Origin of the sequence: Paenibacillus jamilae (assembly GCF_050482105.1) — a bacterium.
Lineage (GTDB): Bacteria > Bacillota > Bacilli > Paenibacillales > Paenibacillaceae > Paenibacillus > Paenibacillus jamilae_B.
The window spans coordinates 687,792-709,364 of sequence record NZ_JBCNHI010000020.1; the positions used below are offsets into that span (position 1 = coordinate 687,792).

Below are 21,573 nucleotides of genomic sequence, written 5' to 3' on the forward strand. Positions count from 1 at the left end.
TTTATACAATGTCTGTCGAAATGATAGATTAGGAAACAGATACAGATTGAAGGTAACTGAGGGGAGCATGTACAAATCATGAATTATACAATACAGGCTTCACAACGTACTCCCGCCCTGATCATTTACCTGATTGACATCAGCGCGTCGATGAACATGCTGATGGAAGGGCGGCGGCGTATTGACGTTGTATATGAAGCTATATCGCTGGCAATTCGACAGATGGTTTTCCGATCGACTAAGGGAAATCGGCTGACTGCGCGCTATCGAATTGCAATTTTAGCTTATAGTGACGACGTGTATGACCTGCTGAATGGTGTTAAAGGAATTGATGAAATCGCGGCTATTGGTTCGCTACCTGATTTGACACCCAAACGATTTTCAGACTCAGCAAAGGCCTTCTTGCAAGCTGAACGTATTTTACAGGCGGAATTACCAGGGATGCAGGATTGTCCTGCGCCTTTGGTCTGCCATATGACAGATGGCGTTTCCACAGGCGACGATCCCGAGCCGATTGCGAAGCGCATTATGAGCATGAGTGTACCAGACGGTAATGTACTAGTGGAAAATATATTTTTATCCGATAGGTTGCTGGAAACGCCTATTCAGGACCCACGTCGCTGGAAAGGTCTGACGCATAATACGCCGTTGCAGGATGAACATGCTGTGAAATTACGTAATATGTCTTCTGTACTTCCTGAAAGCTATCGGGAAATGCTGTTTGAGGCAGATTATCAGTTAGGTGAAGGAGCCATAATGATGCTGCCTGGAACCTGTGCGGAACTGGTGTCCATTGGGTTTCAAATGTCAGCCGCAACGCCTGTACGGTAAGGAGGTAAAAGCATGAATCCACTGCTGTCCCTGCTCCCCACGAGCAAAAAAAAGGGATTGAAGAATGCAAGGCTGACTCAGCAATTTGCTTACATAAGCTCTCAGACCGGCGATCAGCCTATATCATCTCATCACAGTCGTTTTATGTGTCGTTATGGCTATGGAAGGTCTGCCGAATCTACCAGCATGGGGGAAAGTGGACAGGATTTTGCCGCAGTCCGTATTCATAAATCTGTCTGTTGTTTTGTCTTGTGTGATGGTGTCGGGCTTAGTTACCGAGGAGATTTTGCAGCTCGCTATCTGGGTTCTTCTTTACTGGATTGGATGGAACAGAGGCAGGATCTGTCTGCTGATCAATTGAGGGAGTATCTTGAACGTCTGGCAGGTGCAGCTACGAAGGAACTGGATCGGCAGCCTTTGGATCACGAATCAGGCTTAATGCGTTCAGTATTGGAAGATAAACGTCGTCAGGGAAGCCAGTCCATGTATATTTGCGGTAAAATCGAACTGCCGAAGCGAGGTACCCGTGGTCGTCTCCGGCTTGCCTGGCAAGGGGATTCACGTTTGCGATTGTGGAACGATGCGGAAGAAATCAGCGAACTATTTAATCATACCTTCTCTACTGCGGAGCGTTGGTCTACAAGTCGTGGGCCGATTGGAGGGAAGCCGCATTGGTACGAAAGAAGCATTCCCGCAGATATGCCGATGAGATTACAGGTATATACGGACGGGTTGTCCGATTTAGATCCTATTCGCGAGCCTGTCCCTGATGAGCAAATACAGGTATTGCTCGATGCGTCTCATACTGGGGGACTTGATGATGATGCTGCATTTATTGAGCTGCAGTGGTAAATGAATAAGCCAAAGGACGTATGCATCCATACCGAATGGTTGTAGAACGTCCTTTTTTGATGAATTCACACAAAACTACGAATAGACAAGATATTCACGGAATGTAGTGAGAGAGAAGAAGAAAAGATGCACTAATGCACGAAAAATTCGATCTTTTCCTGAATATCGCAAAGGAACAGCAAAAAATGCGCAAAAATGGTGATTATAAAGTGTACCCTTTTGGGTAATCTTGTGATTATACAGATTATTGAAAGGGAGCGATACATATGAGCTACACATATGCAGGAGGCGCACGGTTTGAAGGTAAAACCGCTCTAATCACGGGTGCTGGTTCTGGCATTGGCAAGGCGACAGCCATTCAAATGGCTAAAGAAGGAGCAAATGTCGCTCTTTTTGACGTAAGTAATGAACGTATTTTGGAGACGGAAAAAGAGATTAATGCCATACGTGAAGGGTCAGCCCGGGCTTTTGACGTGGACATTGCCGATCCGGTGCGTGTAGAAAAAGCAGTGCTGGAAGCGGTTGAATTGTTCGGCGGGCTGCATATCATTTTTGCCAATGCGGGGATTAATGGGGTCGTCGGACCGATCGAGGAGCTGAGCATTGAGGATTGGCGACAAACCTTGTCAACGAATCTGGATGGCACCTTCCTGACGGTAAAGTATACAATACCGCATTTGAAAAAGAACGGTGGCGGCAGCATTATCATCACCAGCTCAATTAATGGAAATCAGCGTTTTACCAGCTTTGGAATGTCAGCCTACAGCACATCAAAGGCAGGTCAAACCGGTTTTGCTAAAATGGCAGCCCTAGAGCTGGCTAAGTTCCGTATTCGTGTCAATGTCATCTATCCGGGCGCCATTTCGACGAATATTGATGAAACCACGGAGAAATCGGAAGGGTTAAAGCAGATTACCATCCCTGTGCAATTTCCTGAAGGAGATCAGCCGTTGGCAGATGGACCTGGACAGCCCGAACAGGTTGCTGATTTGGTAACATTTTTGGCGTCTGATCATTCGCGTCACATCACTGGCGCACAAATTGTGATTGACGGGGCAGAGTCGTTATTGTTTTAAGAATTAGAGCATTCTCTGGGATCGAGAGAGGTTTTGTGGTATCTTAAGTGTATTCTTACTTACGGTGCGAATATGAAGCTCACATAAAAACCCCAGATCCTTCGCACCTCGAAAATTTGTCGAAATGGATTTATATTCACTTTAATCGTTATAAGTCAATAGTCGATTCAAGCTTTTTAAACATCGTGTTTTTCGAAAATGCAGGAATTGATACCATTAGGGTATTAATTCCTGCATTTTTGTTTGTCGCACTCTATACGAGTGGGATTGGAGTCATTCATATCGCTACCATTTGCGGTTGGTAGGATGCACTGCAACATAGTGGCGATGGAGTATATTGACAAGGCGTAACATACTGTAACGAGATAAATTGAGATATAAGTACCCTTTTAAATTTATTATATAAATAACTCGCATTATATATCTAAAAGATATATAATTGATGTATCTAAAAGATATATAAGGAGATTAAAATGATGAATGAATTTTTTATTTTAGGTGAATTAATGGAAGAACCGCAAAGTGGCTATAGTTTACGTAATGCATTGCAAGCCACTTTAGGACGTCATAGAAAAATCAGCTATGGTGTGATTTATCCCCTACTTGAAAAATTAGAAAACAAAGGTTTTGTAGAAATAACTAATGTAGGTTCAGACGGGAAAAACAAGAAAGTTGCTACTATTACAGAAAAAGGAAAAGAGCGTTTTTTTGAACTACTGAAAATGCCCGTTCCAAGTGGGGCTCACAATGCTGATATTTATTTAATAAAGCTTGATGTGATGCAGCATCTTGCTTTAGATGAACAAATACAACTATTAGATCAATTCTATCAGGAACAAAAAGATGTCGTAGAAGATACGCAAGATGCACTGCAAGAACTGGCTAAAGAAGATTCAAAAGATCACTGGTATGCAAGTAAAAGGTTTGAGTTACGACTACTGCAAGCAAATGTGGCAATTGAATGGATTGAGAAATTTAAACACGAATTGAAGAAAGGATGGTGAAAGAATGACAAAAGAAATAAAAATAGCCCTTTTAATGGCTGCAAGTCTCTTTATGGAGATTTTAGATGGAACAATTGTAACTACCGCACTACCTAAAATGGCTCAATATTTTCGTACGGGTTCGGCAACAATTGCTTTACTTATCAGTGTGTATTTGATTACAGTTGCCGTTTTTATCCCTCTGAGTGGATGGATGGCTAATCGATTTGGGAAAAAGAAAATTTGGATTATTGCTGTTATTATGTTTACCCTTAGCTCATTAGGTAGTGCAGTAGCGACAAGCTTCATTTTCCTTTTAATAATGAGAATCATACAAGGAATTTCTGGTGCCTTATTGACACCTACAGCAAGACTGATTGTGCTAGAAAAGACACCGCCTTCACTGCTATTGAAAATGTTTAGTTATCTCATTTGGCCTGCACTTGTAGCACCCGCAATAGCACCAGTGATTGGCGGATTTATTGTTACTTACTGGAGCTGGCAGTGGATTTTCCTAATTAATGTGCCAATAGGTTTAATTATCGTATTAATCGGTATAAAATTAATCGATACTGATCAGATAAATAAAACAGCTACTTTTGATCTTTTAGGATTTTTAGAAATTACCTTTTCATCCGCTATAATTTTAGTTGGAGCAGAGCTTGCCACTCACGGAAAAAATTATTGGCTTAGTGCATTAGGATTAATTGTTTTAGGCGTGATACTAGGCTTTATAGTATTCAAGCACTTGAAAAAAGTAGACAATCCATTATTTTCACTTGATGCATTAAAAATAACTTCTTTTAGAATCTGCCAGACAAGTGGTTCTGTTTTATGGCTATGTGTTGGAGCATTGCCATACATCCTAACAATTTTTTTACAAACGGTCTTTCATTGGTCAGCAGTAAAAGCAGGTAGCTATGTGTTATTTGTTTTTATTGGAAATATTGGAATCAAACCTTTTACCAATGCAATTATCCGTAAACTAGGCTATCGTGGGGCACTATTGTCATCATTTGTGATGATATTTACTACATCAATTGCTTTAGCTTTCATTCAAATTAATACTTTTCCTATTGTGATCATGTTTCTTGCATTAGTTTCAGGTGTAGGACGATCACTAGCCCTAACTGCTTACAGTGGATTGAGTTTTTCTGAAGTAGACATTAAAGATCGAAATAGTGCCAATACTTTGAATGCTGTCGTTTCAACATTAGCTCAAGGGATGGGAATATCAATTATGACAGTTGTTGTGGGTTTATTACAAATCTTCTACCCGATTACTATCGCTTACGAATTAGGTTTTGTCTTTCTTGGTCTATTGATGATATTCCCAGCAATTGAAGTACTGTTTCTACCTAAAAATATTGGCTATACGACAATCGGCACTGCATATGTAAAACATTGAGCATGTTTTTGTATGGTTCTAACCTGCATCTCTTATCGTCTTAGTGTGGTTTTTGTCGGGAATGTTAGTGGTACCCCCTCATTCCATGTGAGTGCATGGATGAATAGAGCAAATTTCTTTTTAACGGATTCCTTACACGACCAATTCCCCCTTGCTTTTATGCAATAATTAACTAACATTTATTATGTTGAAGTATAAAATTAACAGGGGAGTTGCTTATGAGGATTTTCATGAGTAAGTTTCTGAAGCGTTATACAGCGGTTTTGTTAAGCTACGCAATAGGTATAGGATTATTTTACGCTTTGGGATATAAGATGAGCGCTATGGGCTTCAATGCGATTTTAACAGGAATTATCGTTGGATTAATAATCAATTTTGTATTATCAAAGCGAGAGAAATAAACTTATGTATCCCTTGATTGCATCCACATCAGGGGATTTTTTATGTTATTAAAAGGAGTCATCTACTGGTGAGAATGCACATAGGGAAATGAATCAGTCGCTGGCAACACTGTGGATCTTTACTTGGCAATCGAATGATTTCAGGATGTTGCCTGTCCAATCTCATTCACGGAACACGTAAGGCCAAAAAATATAGAGAACAAGTATGTCAATTGCTTGGGATCGAAGAATAATCGGCTTTCTCCTACAGGAATACAGGGCAACCTCACTATATGTAAGCTACAGTGGCAAAGGACTCCAGGTTTATTTAATATAGATTGTACATAGGATGCTTAATACAAGGAGTGAATGAGAATGTTCTCTAGAATGGCAGAGCAGAAGATTGCCGAAGCGATGGCCAAAGGTGAGTTTGATCATTTGCCGGGAGCGGGCAAGCCACTGGTGATTGAGGATTTGTCACATGTTCCAGAGGAACTGCGGATGTCATATAAGCTGTTGAAAAATGCAGGCATTTTACCAGAAGAGCTGCAGCTGCAAAAGGAATGTGTCCAGCTACGTGATTTGCTTCACGCTTGTCATGAGGCAGGAGAGCAACAGCGGATCAGTCGCAGGCTGACTGAAAAATCACTTCGTCTTCGTATGCTGCTGGAGGAAAGAGGGCTGAATATGTCGTCTGTATTTTATGAATATGAGTCTGCTGTGCGTCAGCGACTAGAGGAATAGCAGCGAGAGGAGCCAAGGGCAGAATGCCCTTGCCCGTACATTTTGCTTTCCATGCCTTGTCCCATTACCGTTGCAGTGCAGATAATTTCGTGAGACATTGCTTGGTTAGGATAACTGGCTCCCGAGGGAGCTTGTCCAAATGAAAACCATCGATTAAATCCACAGCCTTCACAGGCTCGGGAGAATCCAACAGCCCGGAAAAGTAGGCGAGCCAGCCAATGACGGCTTCCGGTGTAATTCCTTGCCGACGCATGGCTCGGAGTGCTACGCCACCATGTCGTTTGGCCAGTCTTCGTCCATCAGGACCGAGGACAAGGGGAACGTGCGCGAAACGTGGCGGCTCTAAGCCCAGGGCTTGGTATAACAATAGCTGGCGGGGAGTCGAATCGAGAAGATCATATCCGCGTAGCACATCGGTCATATGCATATCCGCATCATCGATGACGACGGCAAGCTGATAGGAAAACATGCCGTCCGCCCGTTTGATGATAAAATCGCCCCCCTCCGACGCACGGAAGGATACATGACCAGCTACATGATCATAAAATGAAATAACAGCATCTGAATGCTGCGGCACTTTAAAACGAAGTGAAGGGAGTTTATGCTGTGCTTTAGCTAGAGCTTCTGAAGAGCTAAGGTTACGACATGTCCCTGAATATGCAGGTCCTTCACCCGACAGTCCGTGCGGAGCATGGGCGGCAGCCATAATGTCTGCCCGACTGCAAAAACAAGGATACAGTAAATCTTGCCCCTGAAGTTTCTCCAATGCAGATTGGAAGCGCTCCAGCCGCTGGCTCTGAGTGTAAGGACCGTAGGGACCGCCAATGTCGGGTCCTTCGTCCCAATCCAGCCCGATCCAGCGCAAATCCTCCATAATTCCTTGCGCCAATGCGCTGCGAGCTCGTGTCATATCAATATCTTCCATACGCAAAATATAGGTTCCGCCCAAGGAACGAACATGCAGCCAGGATAATAAGGCGGTGCGAGCATTTCCTAAGTGTATCCATCCCGATGGTGTTGGGGCGAATCGTCCTCTAATGGGTTGGGCTTGTAATTCCATACGAAAGTTACCTCGATTCTGTATTCCGTGTTTCTATATTCCGTCCTTCAGCCATCCTTATCACCATATTATAAAACGATTTTGGAGCGAGTGCATGTCGGCAGGTATAGGAGTTGGCAACAGAAAGCGTACATACCTGCGATGACCAGACGGGAAATTTAAATATCTGTATAATAGATTTAGAAGAATCAGGCGCGACAGATGAGACGAAGTCCCTGTGCTGTAGACAGCTAACATTTTTTATTCGATTTTCAATAATTACAGGTAGTGAAAAATTCACAATAATAAAAGAATTCAAACTTAGATTCTACGCCTCAAGCGTATCATTGGAGAGATTTCATTGACAGATAAACCATTGCCTATTATGCAAGTCATTCCCGAGCTTAAACGTGCATTGCTATCCCATTCGGCGGCGGTACTGATTGCACAGCCGGGAGCGGGGAAAACAACAGTAACACCATTAGAACTGCTGCATGAGCCGTGGCTAGCGGGGCAAAAGATAATTATGCTGGAGCCGCGACGTTTGGCAGCACGTGCGGCAGCAGCGCAAATGGCAAAAACGCTAGGCGAGTCAACTGGGAAGACCGTGGGTTACCGTGTTCGTATGGATACAAAGGTAGGACCAAGCACGCGGATTGAAGTGGTTACGGAGGGCGTACTGACCCGGATGCTGCAACATGATCAGGCTTTGGAGGGAGTCGGCCTGATTATTTTTGATGAATATCACGAGCGCAGCCTGCATGCAGATTTGGGATTGGCACTTGCCCTGCAAAGTCAGGCGCTGCTGCGACCGGAGTTGAAAATATTAATTATGTCTGCCACCCTGGAGGCAGAGCCTGTATGCAGACTGTTAGGAGATGCACCTTTACTGGAATGTCCAGGCACCGTATTTCCGGTAGAAACCTTTCATATGCCCAAGCCTTCATCAACCTCATTAGAGTCCTTTGCAGCGGAGGCGGTAGAAAAGGCGCTCCATGCTCATGAAGGAGATGTACTGGTGTTTTTACCAGGGGCTAGAGAAATTCATAGAACGGAACGAGAGCTGACGTCCAGAAATTTACCAGCCTACGTCAAAATCATTCCACTGTATGGCAGCATGAAGCTGGAGCAGCAGGATGAAGCAATACGTCCGTCGGTTCCGGGTAGCCGCAAGGTTGTACTAGCCACCTCGATTGCCGAGTCCAGCTTGACCATCGCCGGGATTACGGTGGTGATCGATAGCGGACTGTCACGGGAATCGGTATTTTCCGCGCGAACCGGCATGAGCCGTTTGACCACCGTCAAGGTGTCCAAGGCCTCCGCCGACCAGCGGCGCGGGCGGGCGGGTCGTCTCCAGCCGGGCGTGTGCTACCGGCTGTGGAGCGCGCAGGAGCATGCCGCGCTCCCCGATGCCAGCCGCCCAGAAATCGTGGTGGCAGATCTGGCCCCACTCGCACTGGAGCTGGCAGCCTGGGGCGTGCGCGAGCCCGCCGAGCTGGCCTGGCTGGATGCCCCGCCTGAGGCGGCGTACCGCCAGGCCACAGGTCTGCTGCGCCAGCTTGGCTGCCTGGAGGTCGCAGCCGACGGCACGGCAGGCGGCATCACCGCGCACGGGCGCGAGGTATCCGCCTTGGGCACGCACCCGCGCCTCGGGCACATGCTGCTGCGCGCAGCAGCCCTTGGCTTGGCTCCGACTGCCAGCCGTCTGGCGGCGCTGCTGCAAGAGCGGGACCCGTTCCGTGCTCATGGCGGAACGGATTTGCGCCCGCGGCTGGACGCTCTGCGCGAGGCGGTTCACGCTCGCAGTACGCATAGCCTGCTGGGAGCGGCAGACGATACGGTGATTCGCCGTATCGTGCAGGAGAGTCGGCAGCTACTAGCCACGCTGCCGACCACCGCCACAGCGCAGGACGAGCCTGACGGCTCCGCGGCCTGCGGGCTACTGCTGGCCTTCGCGTATCCGGATCGGATCGCGCAGGGCCGAGGGGATGGCCGCTTTTTGCTTAGCGGCGGCCGGGGAGCACGACTCCGACAAGTGGAGTGGATGTCACGTGCGTCCTATCTCGTCGCCGCCGAAGTGGACGACGAGGGAGCAGATGGCGCCATTCAGTTGGCGGCACCGATTGAACTACAGGAGCTGATCCAGCATTGCAGCGATTTGCTGCTGGAACAAGCCAACGTATACTGGGATAGCTCCGCTTCAGCCGTGAGAGCCCGCAAGGTACTTCGGCTGGGCTCGCTCATCTTAAAGGAAACATCTTACGAGCGACCTCCGGCTGAGGAAATCGCCGCTGCCTTAATGCAGGGGGTGCGGGAACGTGGTCTCAAACTGCTGTCCTGGAATCGACAAACCCTCCAGCTACAGGCACGCTTAATTTTTATGCACTTCTCAGCACCCGAGGAATGGCCAGACAGCTCAGAATCTGCCCTGTTGGGTTCACTGGAATCGTGGCTGTTTCCCTTTGCGCTTGGAGCCAAAAATATAGCTGATCTGCAACGGCTGGACGCTAGCGAATTGCTGCTGGGCAGGTTGAATTGGGAACAGCGGCAACAGCTCGAACAGGAAGCACCGACGCATATACGTGTACCCAGTGGTTCCCGTATTCCTGTCGATTATTCGCAGCCTGAGGCTCCTGCACTGGCAGTGAGACTACAGGAACTGTTCGGCATGAAGGATACGCCCCGTATTGGACGTGGACGTGTGCCGATTGTGCTGCATTTATTGTCACCTGCCCAGCGACCTGTGCAAGTGACTTCCGACTTGTCCAGCTTCTGGGGCGAGACTTATTTTGAAGTCAAAAAGGACCTAAAAGGCAGATATCCCAAGCATTATTGGCCAGATGATCCACTGGAAGCTGTGGCAACCAACAGAGCAAAGCCTAAGCGTTGATTGGTAAAATGAACTTAAAATAGATTCATTTTAATTTTGAAAAATCGTTTAAACGTCAGGATAGTGGGGTAATGAAAAAACGAACCACTCAACAAACAACATATTGGGAGGTAACTATCATGGCTAATAACTTAAACGATTATAATGAAAAGAAAATTGTTGGTGTTTTTGATACCGAGCAAGAAGCATCTCGTGCGATTGGACAGTTGCAGAGTAAAGGAATCCCGAGCAGTGAGATATCTGTCATCACCCGTGACCGTGAAGACCTCAAGACGATTAGTGAAGAGACAGGCACCAAAGCACCGGAAGGTGTGGCCACAGGTGCAGCTACAGGCGGCATTGTAGGCGGTGTTGCTGGCTTACTGGCAGGTATTGGAGCGCTGGCTATCCCAGGTATTGGACCTATTCTTGCAGCTGGACCTATCGCCGCTACCCTTACCGGAGCAGCGGTCGGAGCAGGGGCCGGTGGCTTGGTCGGTGGACTGGTCGGACTTGGCATTCCAGAAGATGATGCCCGTCAATACGAGACATACGTCGATCAGGGCAAGATTTTAGTGCTAGTGGATTCCGCTGATCGTCACAGGGATGTTTATGATATTTTCCGCACTAACCGTTCTCTGAATGCGGATCGTTACAGAACATATGACGATAGTGTTGCGGATACGCGAACAGATGCGTATACAGATACTAGAAGGAATCTGTAATTATCACACGGCTGGTGGAGAACGTCATTTACAACAGTCGGGCTCCTTCTTCATATATAGGCTTTCTACAGCAGCAGTCTCCTGACGGGGAGACTGCTGCTTTTATGTGTTGGCTATTTGTTGAATTACCTAAGACAGATGATGTTTTGCTAGGCATTGGCACGTTTATCCCTCTATATATTTTTATAGAATTGTCGTTATAATAGATTTATAAATTGTTAGATGTAACAGGAGAGTGACATGAGTCAAAAAGAGAGAATTTCCGAGGTCGCTTTGCTGAGGGGGTTGGCTTTTGCAGCCGTTGTTCTTCAGCATTCCATCGCTCACTATGCGTTTGCGCCGGGGGCACGCATTCAGGACGGAGTTATAATGACACTATTACTGCTGTGCTCCAAATTTGCAGTGCCTGTATTTGTGTTCATTACTGGAATGGTACTATTTTATAATTACGATGGCGCCTTAAAGTATGGCACGTTTTTACGTAAACGGTTCATGGACATCATCGTTCCTTATATCATATGGTCTCTTGTATACGAGTTGGGAAATCAGCTTGTCCAAAGTGGAGGATTTATTCACCCGTTAGATTTTTTCCAGAAGCTGTTGAATGGGAAAAGCAGCTATCATTTGTGGTACATCGTTATGATTATCCAATGTTATGTGTTGTTTCCCGTATTTCGTTATGCTGTACGTCGTTTGTCTGCGTTACTGCCGTCAACTTGGCGACCCGCTGCATTAGCTGGATTCGGCATACTCTATATTTTGCTTATGCTGGCGGTGGGACCCGTATATCATGTGATGGATCAGTTCCAGCTTCCCGTCATTTCTTCTTGGTTTACCATATACGCTGATCGAAATGTGATCTACTTTTTCTTTTATTTTATATTAGGAGCGGCGGCTGGGATGAACGTTAAGCGTTGGAATGCTTGGGTCATCAAGGCGCAGCTGGTATATTGGCCGCTATTTATCGTGCTTACAGGATACTTGCTGTATGAGATGATCGGGCACTTCCAGACACCGCGGGGTACGGTTCTTTCCTTTAACTACTTGTCTCTGCTGCGCCCGGTCATGGCTGTATATTGCATCACGTCTATTTTTGTAGCTTATCGGGTAGCGACTTGGATGGCTTACAAAGGAGGACGTGCGGCGCGAATGCTGACCGTCATGGGAACGTTGTCCTATGGAGCGTATCTGATGCATGCCTTTATGCTACGCGTAACCTATTATTTTGATGAAACGTTGTTTGCAGACTGGAGTCACGTTCTTCGTACACTGGCTTCATTCGTTCTCTGTATAATCTTTTCTCTTGCTGGAACATGGTTGCTGGCACATTTGCCTATGGGTAAATGGATCGTGGGGCTTCGGATTCGTTTCCGCCCTGCTGGAAGCCCGCCTGCCCTGCAGAAGCAAAATCTCAAAATCTAGTCATATACCATAAAAAGTAACCCGAAGCTCGGGAAGAAGATTGAGCTTCGGGTTACTTTTTTAAGTTTAATTATGTTATTTCAATATATGAAAAATTCAAAATAGAAAACTGTAAAATCATTCACTCAGCGACATGCATACTACTCTAGAACGCTTCATTTTATTGCACTCGCTACCTTCAAACAGGTCACAAGGAATGGAGAATTATCGTAAGCTCTCATATTTATGAAAGGAAATAGTCTATGGACCCAGAGTGGTTTATAATGGAAGGTAAGCTGCTTAAATAAGGTTTAAATAAGGTGTAGAGGAGGCTGTGAAATGGCGTTTATGATATCCCAGCGGGCTTTTATCAAAATTTATCTGATCACAATGGTAGAGAGGCATCGCGGATATGGATATCAGATGCTCGAATCGATGAAAGATGAGTTTAGTGGTTTCGGATATGTTCCGCCTCAAAGCGAGGTATACCGGGCACTGCATGAACTGGTTCAGGAAGGCGTTTTTTACCGTACCAAGAAGCTAAAAGGAACAGACCCGCGTGTGGATTTTCAGGAGATTGTGCTCTATCATTTTACAGACGATGGGGAGGAGAAAGCCCGGCTGTACAAAAAGCAGGTCAAAGCCGATCTGGACCGTTGCTTAGGTATGCTGCATAAAGCGGAACAAGACAACTATTCCTAACGACGAAAGGATGAGAATGATGGGTAGAAAGCTGAAATGGGGAATTTTAGGCACGGCGGAGATCGCCAAAATCGCTGTAATTCCGGCGATTCAGCAGTCCGAACGCGGAGAAGTGCTAGGAATTGCTAGTCGAAATGCGGATAAAGCCGCTGAGGCCGCCCGGGAGTTCGATATTCCGAGAAGCTATGGAAGCTATGACGAGCTGTTGGCAGATCCCGAAATTGGAGCGGTGTATATACCTTTGCCTAACCATCTGCATGAAGAGTGGACCGTTAAGGCTGCGGAGGCTGGGAAGCATGTTTTGTGTGAAAAGCCTTCCTCGCTCAGCTCGGCCGGGACAAGCCGTATGGTTGAAGCGTGTCGCCGTGCGGGAGTGACTTTTGCAGAAGCTTTTATGTATCGCTATCATCCCAAACACCGAAGAATTAAGGAAATCATCAATAGTGGGGAGATTGGTGACATTCGTGGCATTCATTGCACGTTTACATTCAACAATACCGATCAGGCAGATAATGTACGCTTTAATAAAAGCATGGGCGGCGGCTCGCTATATGATGTGGGCGTGTATCCAATCTCAGCCGCTCGTATGTATTTGGATCGGGAGCCGGAGGCAGTGACGGTACATGCTTTATTTTCGCCGGAGCATGACAACGTTGATATGATGGCCTCCGGTCTGCTGGAATTTCCGGGTGGAGTCAACCTTACTTTTGATTGTGGCATGTGGGCAGCCAACCGTTCCAACATGGAAATCCTCGGTAGCAAGGGGACGATTGCAATGCCCAAAATGTTCGGTTGGGAAAGAACGTCTGTCGTACCGCAAATTTTTGTTCACGTCGGTTCGGTTACGCGTGAGGAACGTCTAAAAGGTTTTAATTCTTTTGAACTGCAAGCCGATGCTTTTGCCGAAGCGGTGCTTGATGGTATTCCGCTGCCATATGAGCCAGAAGATGCGGTAAGTAATATGAAAGTGATCGACGCTTGTATTGAATCAGCTCGCAGTCGGAAGCGGATAGAAATTGGGTAGGCGAGCTTCTCGTATTCCCAGAAGACATAAAAAAAGCAGCCTGTCCAAGGGACAAGCTGCTTTTTTAGATGAACAAATACATAGGTATTTTTTAATGAGTCTTTGCACATTCGAGCATCACATATTTTCATCATAATCTGCGACGTCACGCTTGGCGGCTGTCGCAGGCGAGTTCGATGTGCCGTACTTTTCCACCGCGCCCCATGCGCCCGCATCGTCAAATCGTCCTGCATTGCGTTGGCGAACCTCACCTGCACCTTTGGGTGGTGGAGTCATAACCTGTTCCTCTATTGGACGGTCGTTCGATAAATCTCGTGCTGGCGTGTGCTCGACGGTATAGGCTGTATATGGAATAGCTTGCAACCGTTCAAAAGGAATTTCTTCCCCGCTCTCCACACATATTCCATACGTCCCATCTTCCATCCGTTGCAGCGCTGCATTGACCTGATCCAGCTCGCTTTCCAGCGACTCATTAATCGCCAGATCACGGGATCATTCAAAGGTTTCTGTCCCTATATCAGCGGGATGGTTATCATAGGACGAGAGTTCGCCTGTGGAATCTGTCAGTGTTTCTCCCAATTTCGTATTTTCCTGACCGTTTTGTTTAAAATGTTTTTCTAAATCCTTCTTCTGCTCCAGTAACATATGTTTCAGCTCTGCAAGCTGCGAATCGTTCAAATGGTTCACGATCATCTCTCCCCTTCGTGGTTTGTATGAGTGGCGCGTATGCTCCTTTATACCCGTTCATAGGACTGAGCAATCAGCAGAGACTTTTATTCCCAGCCTAGAATGTGATATAAAAAGAATAGTGTGTTAAGGAGGGAAAACCGATGGATGAACATATGAAGCGTCGTCTGGATAAGCAAAAGCAGTTGTTTAAACAACTGGGCATTCAGCTGGACGCGCTCTCCATTCATGAAAAACAGTTTAAAAATAAAATGCGCGGCTATGATCCAGACGAGGTGGACGCTTTTCTGGATGAAGTGATCAAGGATTATGAACGCTTTTATGCGAATATAGCCGACCTGATGGACAAGTGGCAGGAGCAGCAGGCAACCATACGTGATTTGAAAAATGCACCCAAGCCTGCCGCCGACTTTAATGGACTTGACCGTCGTCAACTGGAGGATATCATTAAGCAGTTGGAGTATAGTGTGCGCCAATTAAAAGTGCGAGTACGTCCAGAAAATGACTATTTTCCGGAGTAAGGAACAGTAAGCACTGTGTCGCTGCCTCTAATGTGGTATGATGTAAACATGCATTTTACCAAGCATTTAATGAGGCACACATATAAAGGTGGTTAACATGAGTACCCATTTTTCCGTTAGTATCCATTGTCTGCTTCTTCTGGCCGAAGGGGCACCCGAGCGAATGACTTCGTCACTTATTGCTTCCAGCATCAATACCAACCCGGTAGTGGTGAGAAGAATTATGAGCCGACTTAAGCAAGCTGGTTTGGTGGATTCGTCACCAGGAGCGCGCGGCTTTCGTCTAAGCATGTCGAGTTCAAACATTAATCTGAAAATGATCTATGAAGCGACCAAGGATGAAGGTCCGTTGTTTGCTATTCATACCGACAGCAATCACAATTGCGAAGTGGGCAGGAACATAGATGCTTTGTTGGATGGTTTATATACCGTGGCAGAGCAGAAAATACAGGCGTTTTTCGAGACCGTTACGTTGCGAGATCTGGAGCAGACGCTTCAGCAGCGGATTGGACAACAAAGTTCATCCGTGTAAAGACGCCGGTAAGGAGAAATTGATATGAAAATCATCGTACTTTCAGACACTCATATGCCACACAGAAGCAAAACGCTTCCTAGTCGGCTTGTCCAGGAGCTAAAAGGCAGTGACCTTATTCTCCATGCCGGAGACTGGACGGATTGGTTCGTCTATGAACGTCTAGCTGAATTTGCGCCTGTGCAAGGCATTGCCGGGAACAATGATGGAACCGACATCGTGGAGCGTCTGGGCTACCAACGAATCGTGGAAGCCCAAGGCAAGCGGATCGGCATGGTTCATGGTCACGGCTGGCGCGGCTCAACAGAAAATATCGCACTGAATACATTTAAGGGAGAGACGCTGGATTGTCTGATTTACGGGCATTCGCATATTCCTGTGGTGAAAAAGATAGATGATTTGCTTGTCCTTAATCCGGGGTCTCCGACGGACAAGCGCGGCGAAGACGAATATTCATTTATTGTGCTGACGATTGAAGACGGGCAAATGGAAGCACAGCTTGTTCTTTATCCAGATAAACATTGATTTTAAGACCAACAACTGTTGATTAAAGGGGAAGCTATGGCTATTTTTGATTTAGAACCAATGAAGCATCATGTCTTGATCTGCAATGGAGGCACATGTATGCGACATGAGGGTGAAGAAGTTACGCAAGCAATTCGGGCTGAAATTCGTAAACAACATGCAGAAGCCTATATTCATACGACCAGAACTCGTTGTAATGGGCGCTGTCATGACGCTGCGGTTGTGATTGTATATCCGCAAGGGGACTGGTATGGTCAAATGACTCCCGCCTCAGGTACAGAGCTGGTGCAGAAGCTCGTAGCAGGAGAAAAGCTGGAGCCGCATCTTTTTCATGAGTGTACACGTAAATCCAGCTCGGAATAATCAAGTCAACTATCTATAAAAAACAATGAGTAGAGAAAATCTTTCGGAGATTTTCTCTTTTTTGCGTTTAATCCCCAACCTGAAAGGTAAAAGTATACTGTGGATACCAAATCCGATAGGGAGGGAAGAAAGATGAAACCATTTGAAGAAAGTCTGCACGGTGAGAATGAGCTAAAGAGCCAGACAAGGAAAGGGACAAAAGAGTCTAAACATCAGGAACAACCGATTAATCGTGATCATGCAGAGCAGTATCCGACAGATCAGGCAAGCTTGTTCGACCGTTTTGAAATTGAGCAGACGGTAGACGCCATTCCCGTAGAGGATTTAAAGATGGAAAAACAGGAGGAGAGAGACAAGGATGCAACTAAGCACACCTCTTCCAGTGAGAAAAAATATAATGGCGGCGTATAATTTTTAACGAACTGGTAATATTTAAAAAGAAATCTCTTGACTTTAAGATATGTACGATGTATATTAAGTTACGAAAAGTAATTAATTTTTCTCAGGAGGTAACAAAATGACTAAAGACTTCTTCACAGCTCTGAAAGACAGACGCTCCTATTATGGCATTAGCAAAGAACAAGTAATTTCTGACCAACGGATTCAAGAGATCGTAGAGGAAGCTGTGAAGTACACACCTACCTCTTTCAACTCCCAAACTTCACGCGCAGTAGTGTTGCTCGGAGAGCATCATGACAAACTGTGGAATATTACAGAAAATATTTTGCGGGAAGTGGTAGGCAATGAAGAACAATTCAAATCTACTGCTGAGAAAATGAACGGATTCCGCAGCGGTTACGGAACGGTTTTATTCTTTGAAGACAACAACGTGATAGCTGGTCTGCAACAACAATTTGAAGCGTATGCTGACAATTTCCCAATCTGGGCCAATCAATCTAACGGCATGCTGCAGCTGGTTGTATGGACGGCTCTGGAGCAAGAAGGACTGGGCGCATCACTTCAGCACTATAATCCTTTGATCGACGAAAAAGTGAAAAACGAATGGAACATTCCTGAGCATTGGAAACTGATTGCTGAAATGCCATTTGGTAAACCGACATTCCAACCAGGTGACAAGGAATTCCAACCAATTGAGGAACGTGTAAAAACATTTAAATAATGATCATAATAGTATGATCATTCAGGTTTGACCTGAATATAGCGCTGTGGATAATCCGCAGTGCTATTTGTCGTTTCATTTTTTTGAACATGTGACCTTTGGAATACATAGAGCATGAGGTTAATTCATCCGTATGTAGGTGATATTATGTTTGAAATTAGATGAGAAGTTTACATACGTGTGACTGCTTTTTTTGTTGATGTTTAGAATTTGTGTGTAATTGAAGGAGGAAATTCGGATATGGACTACGATTGCATTATTGTTGGTGGGGGAATCGCCGGATTGCAAGCAGCGATACAATTGGGCAGATACAGCAGTCATCGGGTGCTGGTGATCGATTCGGGCTATGGTCGATCTACGCTGTGCCATCAGTACCATAATATTCTGGGTTTTCCTGACGGGGTTTCTGGTGAAGAGCTACGACGGCTTGGGCGTAGTGAAGCCTCGAAGCTAGGTACTGAATTTGTTGATGATAAGGCGATAAAAGCGACCAAGAGAGATGAGCTTTTCCATATTGAAGTGGAGGTAGGGTCAGTATATACATCAAAAACGCTATTATTGGCCACAGGGCTGACGGACCGTTTTCCAAAGCTGGCAGGACTGCAAGCCTGCTTGGGCAACAGCGTGTATGTGTGCCCGGACTGCGACGGATATGAGGTCCAGAATCGCAGCACGATCGTGATGGGGGCGGGCAAAGCCGGAGCTTATATGGCCTTGATTTTGTCAGCACGTACCGATCAACTTGTCTATGTCAATCATGAGCGTACAGAGGTGCCGGACGAGCTGATTGTGAAGCTGCGGGAAAAAGGGATTGAATATAAGGAAGCAGCCATTTCTGAGATTATCACAGGACAACCAGGCTGCTTTGAGGGAGTGCGTCTGGCTGATGGACAAGTGATTGGAGCTGAGCGGGGCTTCTTAGCCTTTGGAAGCAACCATGTTCATTCAGAGCTGGCGGAGCAACTGGGTGTACATCTGCTGCACAACAAGCATATTGAGACTCATCCCCGCAGCAAGATGACAAATGTGGAACATGTATGGGTGGCCGGAGACTTGGGGGCCCATGCCGAACAAGCGACGGTTGCAATGGGAGAAGGTGCTATGTCAGCGATCTGGATACACAAGGTATTATCCGGTATGAAAACAAAAATACCGCAACTCTGAGAGCTGCGGTCTAGAACGATGGGCGTGTACTTGGTTGAAGATGAGGCTCGAAGCGTCTTAGTTGATCGCTCATGCCATATTTGCGTAGAATTTCCGTCTGTTTGCTACCGATGAGGTCAAAGTGAGGATAGGGCTGACGCTGATGTATATATTGGGGGTCTAATCCATTATGACTGCACCATAAGCGCAGCTTATCCAAGTCAGAACAGCCCACCTTGGTGACAGTTGTAATGCCTGGAAAGCGGTCATCCAGCCAGTAGTGTGTTAGAAAAGCAATCTCGCCACGGCTGACCTTTCTTTTCCAGCTTAGCAACTCCTGCCGGGTAATGCCAAATGCCATCTGTCTCATCCTTTCCTGGCTCATCCCTGAAAATATGAGCTATTGCCGGTTGTCCCATTATTTTCGTCCTATTGCTTGTATTATGATCCACATGGAGTAACACAATAACAGGAGAGCGTATTTGCCGATCTCCTGTTAGCGGTTTAGAGCCATCTTTCGGCCCAGCTCTCCACACCATTCAATGCATCACCTAGCTCTTTACCCTTACGTGTCAGCGAATATTCGGTACGCACAGGCCGCTCTGTAATGACATTGCGAAGGATTAGGCCGGAAAGCTCTAGTTCCTTGATGCGCTCGTTCAGCATGCGTTTGCTAAGATCAGGTATGGAAACTTGAATTTCACTAAATCGTTTGGGATGTTCCATCAAAGTATGAATGATGAGAGCGGTCCATTTTTTGCTGATGATCTGAAAGGATTGTTCCACCTTACCGCACAAAAGCTTAGGCTGCCTGTCGTCGCTCATCTGAATCCCCTCAATTTCATTGTTGTTTTAAACAGTATACTAAAAGTAACTCTGTATACCAATAGTAACTATAATGCATTGTATCAACTGTGACAATTTTAACAGTTTTTTCTCTTTCCTAGCGTCAATCATACCACAGAAAACGTTATCATTACAGGATATATCGAATGTTCACGATTTCGCTAAAATTTGATTGACTTGCCCCTTATTTTGGGTGTATTATGGGTTACGTTAATTCCTCAGGTAACTTTTAATAACCTCATCTTTTATAATGGGAAGAAGGAATATTTCATGGATTCAATGACATTTGTCTTATTTGGAGCGACAGGGGATTTGGCCAAACGCAAAATTTACCCTGCCTTGTATAATTTGTTTGTAGAAGGTAAAATTCCGGCTTCCTTTTCTGTAATTGGGATGGGGCGTCGTGAAGTGGCAGACGAGCAATTTCAAAGTAATGTAGAGCAATCCATTAAGGATTTTTCCAGACATGTGAATGATAATCGTGCTCAGATGGATCAGTTCTTGAGTGCTTTCCGTTACTGTGCATTGAACGTTAACCACCCGGAAGATTATAAAAAGCTGCTACAGCTTGCTGAGCAACGTGAAAATGACTTAGGAATTCCGGGGAACCGCATGTTTTATTTATCGGTGGCACCGGAATTTTTTGATGTGATTGCCCACAACATTCGCGAAAGTGGTTTGGCTGAAACGAAGGGTTGGAAACGACTCATTATTGAAAAACCATTTGGGCATGATTTGGAATCGGCTCGTGAGCTGAATGATCGCCTGAGCAGAACCTTTGCTGAGGATGAAATTTATCGTATTGACCATTACTTAGGTAAACCTATGGTTCAAAACCTGGAAGCCTTGAAATTTGCTAATCCATTGCTTCAAGGGATATGGAACAACCAGTACATTGCCAATGTGCAAATTACCGCTTCTGAGACTGTAGGCGTCGAGGAGCGAGCAGGATACTACGATCACTCCGGTGCTATTCGTGATATGGTACAAAATCACATGCTACAGGTGCTGATGATGACGGCGATGGACAAACCGGGACATATCACAGCTGATCAGGTGCGTGATGAAAAAAGCAAGGTGATGGACGCGCTTCGTGCCCTCGATCCTTCTGATATTGCTTCCAACGTAGTTAGAGGACAATATACCGCAGGTGAAATCAACGGAAAAGCAGTTCCATCCTATAAAGAGGAGCCGGACATCGGACCTGACTCGCAAAATGATACGTTCATTTCAGCTCGTCTTTGGATTGATAATGAACAATGGGCAGGTGTGCCGTTCTATATTCGTACTGGCAAACGCATGAAAGAAAAATCCACTCGTATCGTCGTGGAATTTAAAAAGGACAACACAGATCCTTATGCTGCTCAAGGGCAGCCTACAGACCCGAACTTGCTGATCATCCATGTTAACCCGGATGAAAAGGTAACACTTCGTTTGAACAGTAGAGATCCGCTGAACAATGGCCAGCTGGAGACGGTTCTGATGAATTATCATTCCGAGGCTAAGGATGTTCCAGAAGCCTATGAACGCCTCATCTATGATGCGCTGCGCGGTGATTCCACCTTCTTTGCTCATTGGAACGAAGTGGAGCTGTCTTGGGTGTGGGTTCAACCTGTACTCGAAGCGTTTGCCCGTGGTGAAGTTCCGCTTCACACGTATGCGGCAGGCTCTTACGGTCCAGAGGCTTCAGATCAATTGTTGAAAGAGCAAGGCTTTACATGGTGGTTGGACGAAAAGACCGAAAGTTCTGAAAAAGCAGCCGTTCGTGCTTAAACCAACCCAATAAAGTGAGAACAGAAATA

24 protein-coding genes and 1 pseudogene are annotated in these 21,573 nt (G+C 45.8%); 21 read left to right on the forward strand and 4 right to left on the reverse strand.

Features of this window, described 5'->3' with window-relative positions; genetic code table 11:
* Positions 1 to 78: 78 nt before the first annotated feature.
* The 7 genes from ABEW32_RS22135 (at position 79) to ABEW32_RS22165 (ending at position 6,274) form a co-directional block, all read left to right on the forward strand.
* Complete coding sequence (locus tag ABEW32_RS22135; protein WP_007430135.1) at positions 79 to 831, forward strand: vWA domain-containing protein; 753 nt, start codon at positions 79 to 81, stop codon at positions 829 to 831.
* Between the two features lie 12 nt (positions 832 to 843).
* Positions 844 to 1,683 (forward strand): hypothetical protein, encoded by an 840-nt coding sequence (locus ABEW32_RS22140; protein ID WP_430191782.1) that lies wholly within the window; start codon positions 844 to 846, stop codon positions 1,681 to 1,683.
* A 266-nt stretch (positions 1,684 to 1,949) separates the two neighbouring features.
* Complete coding sequence (locus ABEW32_RS22145) at positions 1,950 to 2,759, forward strand: SDR family oxidoreductase (RefSeq protein ID WP_430191784.1); 810 nt, start codon at positions 1,950 to 1,952, stop codon at positions 2,757 to 2,759.
* A 473-nt stretch (positions 2,760 to 3,232) separates the two neighbouring features.
* Positions 3,233 to 3,763, forward strand: a complete 531-nt coding sequence (locus tag ABEW32_RS22150) for a PadR family transcriptional regulator (RefSeq protein WP_430191786.1) — start codon at positions 3,233 to 3,235, stop codon at positions 3,761 to 3,763.
* Between the two features lie 4 nt (positions 3,764 to 3,767).
* Positions 3,768 to 5,150 carry an MFS transporter gene (locus ABEW32_RS22155; protein WP_430191788.1) on the forward strand — a complete coding sequence of 461 codons (1,383 nt, stop codon included), beginning with the start codon at positions 3,768 to 3,770 and terminating at the stop codon, positions 5,148 to 5,150.
* A gap of 230 nt (positions 5,151 to 5,380) precedes the next feature.
* Positions 5,381 to 5,551, forward strand: a complete 171-nt coding sequence (locus tag ABEW32_RS22160; protein ID WP_430191790.1) for a hypothetical protein — start codon at positions 5,381 to 5,383, stop codon at positions 5,549 to 5,551.
* A 348-nt stretch (positions 5,552 to 5,899) separates the two neighbouring features.
* On the forward strand, positions 5,900 to 6,274 hold the full coding sequence (locus ABEW32_RS22165; RefSeq protein ID WP_430191792.1) for a DnaJ family domain-containing protein: 375 nt from the start codon (positions 5,900 to 5,902) through the stop codon (positions 6,272 to 6,274).
* Positions 6,275 to 6,338: 64 nt separating this feature from the next.
* On the opposite strand, the gene gluQRS is transcribed toward ABEW32_RS22165, so the two are convergent.
* Positions 6,339 to 7,334: a tRNA glutamyl-Q(34) synthetase GluQRS gene (gene gluQRS / locus ABEW32_RS22170; protein ID WP_430191794.1), complete on the reverse strand. Its 996-nt coding sequence runs from the start codon at positions 7,332 to 7,334 to the stop codon at positions 6,339 to 6,341.
* Between the two features lie 340 nt (positions 7,335 to 7,674).
* On the opposite strand from gluQRS, the gene hrpB reads away from it, so the two are divergent.
* From hrpB to ABEW32_RS22200, 6 genes are all read left to right on the forward strand, one after another.
* Entirely contained in the window at positions 7,675 to 10,203 is a 2,529-nt protein-coding gene (gene hrpB / locus ABEW32_RS22175) for an ATP-dependent helicase HrpB (protein WP_430191796.1), read from the forward strand.
* A gap of 119 nt (positions 10,204 to 10,322) precedes the next feature.
* Positions 10,323 to 10,907 (forward strand): general stress protein, encoded by a 585-nt coding sequence (locus ABEW32_RS22180; protein WP_430191798.1) that lies wholly within the window; start codon positions 10,323 to 10,325, stop codon positions 10,905 to 10,907.
* A 14-nt stretch (positions 10,908 to 10,921) separates the two neighbouring features.
* Positions 10,922 to 11,110 (forward strand): hypothetical protein, encoded by a 189-nt coding sequence (locus ABEW32_RS22185; RefSeq protein WP_430191800.1) that lies wholly within the window; start codon positions 10,922 to 10,924, stop codon positions 11,108 to 11,110.
* Between the two features lie 37 nt (positions 11,111 to 11,147).
* Positions 11,148 to 12,329 carry an acyltransferase gene (locus ABEW32_RS22190; RefSeq protein ID WP_430191802.1) on the forward strand — a complete coding sequence of 394 codons (1,182 nt, stop codon included), beginning with the start codon at positions 11,148 to 11,150 and terminating at the stop codon, positions 12,327 to 12,329.
* Between the two features lie 318 nt (positions 12,330 to 12,647).
* Positions 12,648 to 13,010 (forward strand): replication termination protein, encoded by a 363-nt coding sequence (locus ABEW32_RS22195; protein ID WP_430191804.1) that lies wholly within the window; start codon positions 12,648 to 12,650, stop codon positions 13,008 to 13,010.
* A gap of 19 nt (positions 13,011 to 13,029) precedes the next feature.
* The gene (locus ABEW32_RS22200; RefSeq protein WP_430191806.1) at positions 13,030 to 14,034 is read left to right on the forward strand and encodes a Gfo/Idh/MocA family protein; all 1,005 of its coding nucleotides are present in this window, start codon (positions 13,030 to 13,032) and stop codon (positions 14,032 to 14,034) included.
* 117 nt (positions 14,035 to 14,151) lie between these two features.
* On the opposite strand, the pseudogene ABEW32_RS22205 reads toward ABEW32_RS22200, so the two are convergent.
* Positions 14,152 to 14,721, reverse strand: a pseudogene (locus ABEW32_RS22205) (TraR/DksA C4-type zinc finger protein).
* A 143-nt stretch (positions 14,722 to 14,864) separates the two neighbouring features.
* On the opposite strand from ABEW32_RS22205, the gene ABEW32_RS22210 reads away from it, so the two are divergent.
* The 7 genes from ABEW32_RS22210 (at position 14,865) to ABEW32_RS22240 (ending at position 18,946) form a co-directional block, all read left to right on the forward strand.
* Positions 14,865 to 15,242, forward strand: a complete 378-nt coding sequence (locus tag ABEW32_RS22210; RefSeq protein WP_430191808.1) for a DivIVA domain-containing protein — start codon at positions 14,865 to 14,867, stop codon at positions 15,240 to 15,242.
* A gap of 97 nt (positions 15,243 to 15,339) precedes the next feature.
* Positions 15,340 to 15,774, forward strand: coding sequence for an Rrf2 family transcriptional regulator (locus ABEW32_RS22215; RefSeq protein ID WP_430191810.1), 435 nt, complete (start codon positions 15,340 to 15,342; stop codon positions 15,772 to 15,774).
* Positions 15,775 to 15,798: 24 nt separating this feature from the next.
* Positions 15,799 to 16,299 carry a metallophosphoesterase family protein gene (locus ABEW32_RS22220; RefSeq protein WP_430191812.1) on the forward strand — a complete coding sequence of 167 codons (501 nt, stop codon included), beginning with the start codon at positions 15,799 to 15,801 and terminating at the stop codon, positions 16,297 to 16,299.
* Between the two features lie 36 nt (positions 16,300 to 16,335).
* Entirely contained in the window at positions 16,336 to 16,662 is a 327-nt protein-coding gene (locus tag ABEW32_RS22225; protein WP_430191814.1) for a (2Fe-2S) ferredoxin domain-containing protein, read from the forward strand.
* Between the two features lie 132 nt (positions 16,663 to 16,794).
* Positions 16,795 to 17,073 carry a hypothetical protein gene (locus ABEW32_RS22230; protein WP_430191816.1) on the forward strand — a complete coding sequence of 93 codons (279 nt, stop codon included), beginning with the start codon at positions 16,795 to 16,797 and terminating at the stop codon, positions 17,071 to 17,073.
* A gap of 106 nt (positions 17,074 to 17,179) precedes the next feature.
* Positions 17,180 to 17,782: a nitroreductase family protein gene (locus ABEW32_RS22235; RefSeq protein WP_430191818.1), complete on the forward strand. Its 603-nt coding sequence runs from the start codon at positions 17,180 to 17,182 to the stop codon at positions 17,780 to 17,782.
* 240 nt (positions 17,783 to 18,022) lie between these two features.
* Entirely contained in the window at positions 18,023 to 18,946 is a 924-nt protein-coding gene (locus ABEW32_RS22240; RefSeq protein ID WP_430191820.1) for an NAD(P)/FAD-dependent oxidoreductase, read from the forward strand.
* Between the two features lie 10 nt (positions 18,947 to 18,956).
* Here ABEW32_RS22240 and ABEW32_RS22245 read toward each other — a convergent pair whose 3' ends face one another.
* Positions 18,957 to 19,286 carry a hypothetical protein gene (locus tag ABEW32_RS22245; protein WP_430191822.1) on the reverse strand — a complete coding sequence of 110 codons (330 nt, stop codon included), beginning with the start codon at positions 19,284 to 19,286 and terminating at the stop codon, positions 18,957 to 18,959.
* Positions 19,287 to 19,429: 143 nt separating this feature from the next.
* Positions 19,430 to 19,750, reverse strand: a complete 321-nt coding sequence (locus ABEW32_RS22250; RefSeq protein ID WP_014599691.1) for a winged helix-turn-helix transcriptional regulator — start codon at positions 19,748 to 19,750, stop codon at positions 19,430 to 19,432.
* Positions 19,751 to 20,041: 291 nt separating this feature from the next.
* Between ABEW32_RS22250 and zwf the strand changes: the two genes are divergently transcribed.
* The gene (gene zwf, locus ABEW32_RS22255) at positions 20,042 to 21,544 is read left to right on the forward strand and encodes a glucose-6-phosphate dehydrogenase (protein WP_430191824.1); all 1,503 of its coding nucleotides are present in this window, start codon (positions 20,042 to 20,044) and stop codon (positions 21,542 to 21,544) included.
* The last annotated feature ends 29 nt before the right edge of the window (positions 21,545 to 21,573 follow it).

Coding starts and splice junctions, on each gene's coding strand:
- ABEW32_RS22135 (WP_007430135.1), top strand. CDS start 79: ATGAATTATACAATACAGGCTTCACAACGTACTCCCGCCCTGATCATT.
- ABEW32_RS22140 (WP_430191782.1), top strand. CDS start 844: ATGAATCCACTGCTGTCCCTGCTCCCCACGAGCAAAAAAAAGGGATTG.
- ABEW32_RS22235 (WP_430191818.1), top strand. CDS start 17,180: ATGACTAAAGACTTCTTCACAGCTCTGAAAGACAGACGCTCCTATTAT.
- ABEW32_RS22180 (WP_430191798.1), top strand. CDS start 10,323: ATGGCTAATAACTTAAACGATTATAATGAAAAGAAAATTGTTGGTGTT.
- ABEW32_RS22190 (WP_430191802.1), top strand. CDS start 11,148: ATGAGTCAAAAAGAGAGAATTTCCGAGGTCGCTTTGCTGAGGGGGTTG.
- ABEW32_RS22200 (WP_430191806.1), top strand. CDS start 13,030: ATGGGTAGAAAGCTGAAATGGGGAATTTTAGGCACGGCGGAGATCGCC.
- ABEW32_RS22210 (WP_430191808.1), top strand. CDS start 14,865: ATGGATGAACATATGAAGCGTCGTCTGGATAAGCAAAAGCAGTTGTTT.
- ABEW32_RS22245 (WP_430191822.1), bottom strand. CDS start 19,286: ATGGCATTTGGCATTACCCGGCAGGAGTTGCTAAGCTGGAAAAGAAAG.
- gluQRS (WP_430191794.1), bottom strand. CDS start 7,334: ATGGAATTACAAGCCCAACCCATTAGAGGACGATTCGCCCCAACACCA.
- ABEW32_RS22155 (WP_430191788.1), top strand. CDS start 3,768: ATGACAAAAGAAATAAAAATAGCCCTTTTAATGGCTGCAAGTCTCTTT.
- ABEW32_RS22240 (WP_430191820.1), top strand. CDS start 18,023: ATGGACTACGATTGCATTATTGTTGGTGGGGGAATCGCCGGATTGCAA.
- ABEW32_RS22195 (WP_430191804.1), top strand. CDS start 12,648: ATGGCGTTTATGATATCCCAGCGGGCTTTTATCAAAATTTATCTGATC.
- ABEW32_RS22145 (WP_430191784.1), top strand. CDS start 1,950: ATGAGCTACACATATGCAGGAGGCGCACGGTTTGAAGGTAAAACCGCT.
- ABEW32_RS22220 (WP_430191812.1), top strand. CDS start 15,799: ATGAAAATCATCGTACTTTCAGACACTCATATGCCACACAGAAGCAAA.
- ABEW32_RS22165 (WP_430191792.1), top strand. CDS start 5,900: ATGAGAATGTTCTCTAGAATGGCAGAGCAGAAGATTGCCGAAGCGATG.
- ABEW32_RS22250 (WP_014599691.1), bottom strand. CDS start 19,750: ATGAGCGACGACAGGCAGCCTAAGCTTTTGTGCGGTAAGGTGGAACAA.
- zwf (WP_430191824.1), top strand. CDS start 20,042: ATGGATTCAATGACATTTGTCTTATTTGGAGCGACAGGGGATTTGGCC.
- ABEW32_RS22225 (WP_430191814.1), top strand. CDS start 16,336: ATGGCTATTTTTGATTTAGAACCAATGAAGCATCATGTCTTGATCTGC.
- ABEW32_RS22215 (WP_430191810.1), top strand. CDS start 15,340: ATGAGTACCCATTTTTCCGTTAGTATCCATTGTCTGCTTCTTCTGGCC.
- ABEW32_RS22150 (WP_430191786.1), top strand. CDS start 3,233: ATGATGAATGAATTTTTTATTTTAGGTGAATTAATGGAAGAACCGCAA.
- ABEW32_RS22160 (WP_430191790.1), top strand. CDS start 5,381: ATGAGTAAGTTTCTGAAGCGTTATACAGCGGTTTTGTTAAGCTACGCA.
- ABEW32_RS22230 (WP_430191816.1), top strand. CDS start 16,795: ATGAAACCATTTGAAGAAAGTCTGCACGGTGAGAATGAGCTAAAGAGC.